Annotated in this window: 2 tRNA genes and 3 rRNA genes; all 5 read right to left on the bottom strand. The window is 47.8% G+C overall.

The annotated features are described in order from the left end of the window. Window positions 1-56 precede the first annotated feature (56 nt). The 5 genes from rrf to ABD894_RS28040 all read right to left on the bottom strand — a co-directional run bounded on the left by rrf (window position 57) and on the right by ABD894_RS28040 (window position 5613). Window positions 57-168 (bottom strand): 5S ribosomal RNA (gene rrf, locus ABD894_RS28060). A 210-nt stretch (window positions 169-378) separates the two neighbouring features. Next, a 23S ribosomal RNA gene (locus ABD894_RS28055) occupies window positions 379-3254 on the bottom strand. A gap of 259 nt (window positions 3255-3513) precedes the next feature. Next, window positions 3514-3587, bottom strand: a tRNA-Ala gene (locus tag ABD894_RS28050). A gap of 110 nt (window positions 3588-3697) precedes the next feature. Further along, window positions 3698-3772, bottom strand: a tRNA-Ile gene (locus ABD894_RS28045). Between the two features lie 319 nt (window positions 3773-4091). Then, window positions 4092-5613: ribosomal RNA gene (locus tag ABD894_RS28040) — 16S ribosomal RNA — on the bottom strand. The 16S, 23S and 5S rRNA genes sit together here with 2 tRNA genes alongside, the layout of an rRNA operon. Window positions 5614-5776 lie beyond the last annotated feature (163 nt).

Below are 5776 nucleotides of genomic sequence, written 5' to 3'. Positions count from 1 at the left end.
CCACTCGCCTAAAAACAACAAAACCCTCTATCTTTTGGATAGAGGGTTTGTTTAAGATTGGGCACCGACCTACTCTCCCACGTTTTACCGCAGTACCATCGGCTCTGGCGGGCTTGACTTCTCTGTTCGGAATGGGAAGAGGTAGACACCGCCGATATAGGCACCTGAATGTTTTGAGCTGAAAGCTAAAAGGTAAAAGCTTAATGCTCCCTTTTATGCCACGCTTATCTTTTTTGATAATGTAATCGCTTTGGGCTTTAACCTTTCTGCTTTTACCTTAACAATGACATATTATTGAAAGAAGTGATTGAATTATGAGAAGACAACAATATTTGGTTCAGTTACCGGAGATTGCTCTCCGGTAACTCTATACCTGCTGTGAGAAAGCTTCGGGCTATTAGTATTACTCGACTATGATGTCACCACCTTTATATCTGTAACCTATCAACGTAGTAGTCTGCTACGACCCTATAAGGAAGTCTCATCTCGTGGCTAGTTTCGCACTTAGATGCTTTCAGCGCTTATCTATTCCCAACGTAGCTACTCTGCAGTACACCTGGCGGCATAACAGATTCACCAGAGGTTAGTCCAACCCGGTCCTCTCGTACTAAGGTCAGCCCCACTCAAACTTCCAACGCCCACAACAGATAGGGACCGAACTGTCTCGCGACGTTCTGAACCCAGCTCGCGTGCCACTTTAATGAGCGAACAGCTCAACCCTTGGGACCTTCTCCAGCCCCAGGATGTGACGAGCCGACATCGAGGTGCCAAACCTCCCCGTCGATATGAGCTCTTGGGGGAGATCAGCCTGTTATCCCCAGCGTACCTTTTATCCTTTGAGCGATGGCCCTTCCATGCAGAACCACCGGATCACTATATCCGTCTTTCGACCCTGCTCGGCTTGTCTGCCTCACAGTCAAGCAAGCTTATGCTATTGCACTCCACGTACGGTTACCAAGCGTACTGAGCTTACCTTTGAAAGCCTCCGTTACCTTTTTGGAGGCGACCACCCCAGTCAAACTACCCGCCAAACAATGTCCTCGCATTACGAGTTAGACACCAAATACAGAAAGGGTGGTATTTCAACGTTGACTAACATACTCCTAGCGAAGCATGATCACAGTCTCCCACCTATCCTACACATCCTGTATCCGATATCAATGTTAAGTTGTAGTGAAGGTGCATGGGGTCTTTCCGTCCCGTTGCGGGTAACCGGCGTCTTCACCGATACCACAATTTCACCGAGCTCATGGCTGAGACAGCGCCCAGATCGTTACACCATTCGTGCAGGTCGGAACTTACCCGACAAGGAATTTCGCTACCTTAGGACCGTTATAGTTACGGCCGCCGTTTACCGGGGCTTCGATTCAATGCTTCGAATTGCTCCTAACATCCCCTCTTAACCTTCCGGCACCGGGCAGGTGTCAGGCCTTATACGTCATCTCTCGATTTTGCAAAGCCATGTGTTTTTGTTAAACAGTCGCCTGGGCCTTTTCACTGCGGCTGACATTGCTGCCAGCGCCCCTTCTCCCGAAGTTACAGGGCCATTTTGCCGAGTTCCTTAGCCATGATTCACTCGAGCACCTTAGGATCCTCTCCTCGACTACCTGTGTCGGTTTACGGTACGGGTTTTTATAACCTGAAGCTTAGCGGGTTTTCTTGGAAGTCTGATTACCTGAACTATCCCATCCCCCGAAGGTTCCGAGTACTATCTGCTTTCAGCAAGAGTCACGGACTTACCTGTGTCTCCTATACCTACGGCATTTAACGAACTATTCCGTCAGTTCGCGTCAGTTTCACTACTCCGTCACCGCATCGCAGTTATAAAAAGTACTGGAATATTAACCAGTTGTCCATCGGCTACGCCATTCGGCTTCACCTTAGGCCCCGACTAACCCTGATCCGATTAGCGTTGATCAGGAAACCTTAGTCTTTCGGTGGGCGGGTTTCTCTCCCGCCTTATCGTTACTTATGCCTACATTTGCTTTTCTACAATCTCCACAGTAGCTTACGCACCTGCTTCGCCGACAGTAGAATGCTCCCCTACCAGATCAATTTACATTGAAATCCATAGCTTCGGTATACTATTTAATGCCCGTTTATTATCCATGCCCGACCGCTCGACTAGTGAGCTGTTACGCACTCTTTAAATGAATGGCTGCTTCCAAGCCAACATCCTAGCTGTCTGTGCAGTCGGACCTCGTTAGTTCAACTTAATAGTAATTTGGGGACCTTAGCTGATGGTCTGGGTTCTTTCCCTCTCGGCCATGGACCTTAGCACCCATAGCCTCACTCCAGCGTATATTATTCAGCATTCGGAGTTTATCTGGATTTGGTAGGATTTGACTCCCCCGCACCCAATTAGTAGCTCTACCTCTGAATAACTCAACCGCCAGGCTGTTCCTAAAAACATTTCGGGGAGTACGAGCTATTTCCCAGTTTGATTAGCCTTTCACCCCTACCCACAGATCATCCGGAAACTTTTCAACGTTTATCGGTTCGGTCCTCCAGTACCTGTTACGGCACCTTCAACCTGTCCATGGGTAGATCACAAGGTTTCGCGTCTACCCCCTCTGACTGCACGCCCTATTCAGACTCGCTTTCGCTTCGGATCCGTGTCTTAAACACTTAACCTTGCCAGAGAGGAGTAACTCGTAGGCTCATTATGCAAAAGGCACGCCGTCACCCCAGAAGGGCTCCGACCGCTTGTAAGTACACGGTTTCAGGTTCTATTTCACTCCCCTGTTCGGGGTTCTTTTCACCTTTCCCTCACGGTACTGGTTCACTATCGGTCTCTCAGGAGTATTTAGCCTTACCGGATGGTGCCGGCAAATTCCCACAAGGCGTCTCCGACCTCGCGGTACTCAGGATACCACTATCCTATTATCAATTACCCGTACGCAGCTCTCATGCTCTATGGCCGGGTTTCCCACCCCGTTCCGGTTCTCTTTAATATTCATGTTGTGGTCCTATAACCCCGTATATGCCGTAACATATATGGTTTGGGCTTCTTCCCTTTCGCTCGCCACTACTCAGGAAATCACTGTTGTTTTCTCTTCCTCTGCTTACTTAGATGTTTCAGTTCAGCAGGTTAGCGCATTATTGCATCTATTCTTCAAATAGATAGGTTTCCCCATTCGGAAATCTGCGGATTAATTCATATTTGCTAATACCCGCAGCTTATCGCAGCTTATCACGTCCTTCATCGCCTCTGAGAGCCTAGGCATCCCCCGTGTACCCTTTCTTACTTTCTTCTACTTATACGCCTTTTGCGCCGTATAGTATGCTTTTTATTTGGTCATTAGTCATTGGTCATCCGTCATTAGTAGCCGGCATTGCTGCTTTTTACTTTTGATTTTTGAATTTTGACTTAACAACCGTCTCTACTGTTGTCTTCTCTTTTTTCAATTACTTCTTCCAATATGTCAAAGAACGTTTTACCCTATCCTTATATATGCCTGCGCATATAATGGCTTTTCCTTATATCCTTACCTTTCGGTTTGGAGGGTATCGTGGAGAATAACGGATTCGAACCGTTGACCCCCTGCGTGCAAGGCAGGTGCTCTAGCCAGCTGAGCTAATCCCCCTTTCAGATGAGCTGAAAGTTTAAAGGTCAAAGCTTAAAGCTTTTTCCATATCTTTCTCTCCGAAGCTTTGCTTTTTGCTTTACGCTTTCTGCTTTTAGCTCCTCACCTCGTAGTCCCGAGCAGATTTGAACTGCTGACCCCTACATTATCAGTGTAGTGCTCTAACCAAGCTGAGCTACAGGACTATTCTTTTGTTTGCAGTTACCAGTTTGTCAGCTCACAGTCTTAGCTTCGCTTTCGTGCTAACTGCTACTGCTTCCTGCCTACTGATGACCGCCAAATCGTCCCTGCCCTCCTTTTCAGTATACTTTACATTATTATATATAGTATATAGTAACGTTTATAATAGTATACCTTGTGGTTACAGACCCTGATGGCTTCATCTTCATGGGTGTTTCTTTCTTTTTGTTTTTATCTAAGGAAATAGAATCATGTGCGTAACAGTTGCTGTTACTTGTAGTAATTTAAACCTCTTCTGTACTTTGGTATGGGATACTGCTCCAGAAAGGAGGTATTCCAGCCACACCTTCCGGTACGGCTACCTTGTTACGACTTAGCCCCAGTTACCGACTTTACCCTAGGACGCTCCTTGCGGTTACGCACTTCAGGCACTTCCAGCTTCCATGGCTTGACGGGCGGTGTGTACAAGGCCCGGGAACGTATTCACCGCGTCATTGCTGATACGCGATTACTAGCGAATCCAACTTCACGGGGTCGAGTTGCAGACCCCGATCCGAACTGTGAACAGCTTTGTGAGATTGGCATCCTGTTGCCAGGTAGCTGCCCTCTGTACTGTCCATTGTAGCACGTGTGTAGCCCCGGACGTAAGGGCCATGATGACTTGACGTCGTCCCCTCCTTCCTCTCTATTTGCATAGGCAGTCTGTTTAGAGTCCCCACCTTAACGTGCTGGCAACTAAACATAGGGGTTGCGCTCGTTGCGGGACTTAACCCAACACCTCACGGCACGAGCTGACGACAGCCATGCAGCACCTAGTTTCGTGTCCCGAAGGACTGAGACGTCTCTGTCTCATTCACTAACTTTCAAGCCCGGGTAAGGTTCCTCGCGTATCATCGAATTAAACCACATGCTCCTCCGCTTGTGCGGGCCCCCGTCAATTCCTTTGAGTTTCACCCTTGCGGGCGTACTCCCCAGGTGGAATACTTAACGCTTTCGCTTAGACGCTGACCGTATATCGCCAACATCGAGTATTCATCGTTTAGGGCGTGGACTACCAGGGTATCTAATCCTGTTTGATCCCCACGCTTTCGTGCCTCAGTGTCAATCAAACCATAGTAAGCTGCCTTCGCAATTGGTGTTCTGTGACATATCTATGCATTTCACCGCTACTTGTCACATTCCGCCTACCTCTAGTTCATTCAAGCCCATCAGTATCAAGGGCACTGCGATAGTTGAGCTACCGTCTTTCACCCCTGACTTAACAGGCCACCTACGCACCCTTTAAACCCAATAAATCCGGATAACGCTCGGATCCTCCGTATTACCGCGGCTGCTGGCACGGAGTTAGCCGATCCTTATTCTTACCGTACATTCAGCTTGATACACGTATCAAGGTTTATTCCGGTACAAAAGCAGTTTACAACCCATAGGGCCGTCTTCCTGCACGCGGCATGGCTGGTTCAGGCTTCCGCCCATTGACCAATATTCCTTACTGCTGCCTCCCGTAGGAGTCTGGTCCGTGTCTCAGTACCAGTGTGGGGGGTCATCCTCTCAGATCCCCTAAACATCGTAGCCTTGGTAAGCCGTTACCTTACCAACTAGCTAATGTTCCGCATGCCCATCTTTACCCTATAAATATTTGATTATTAAATGATGCCACTCAATAATTTTATGCGGTCTTAATCTCTCTTTCGAGAGGCTATCCCCCTGGTAAAGGTAGGTTGCATACGTGTTACGCACCCGTGCGCCACTCTCATCAGGAGCAAGCTCCCGAATCCCGTCCGACTTGCATGTATTAGGCCTGCCGCTAGCGTTCATCCTGAGCCAGGATCAAACTCTCCATTGTATAATGTTTTGTTTGTCTCACTGACCCTATTAACTCTCTAATAGAATCTGTAATTATTTGTAAGCAGTCAACCGGCAGTTGCCAGCTTTTACTCACTGTATCTTTTACAGTATCCCCAAAGTGTTACATGAAGTTATTGGTTTCTTTTTTCTCTTCGTATACA

The sequence above is a fragment of the Mucilaginibacter gynuensis genome, assembly GCF_039541195.1.
Classification (GTDB): domain Bacteria; phylum Bacteroidota; class Bacteroidia; order Sphingobacteriales; family Sphingobacteriaceae; genus Mucilaginibacter; species Mucilaginibacter gynuensis.
The sequence above is the reverse complement of the archived record's forward strand: the minus strand, read 5'-3'. Positions and strand labels throughout refer to the sequence as shown.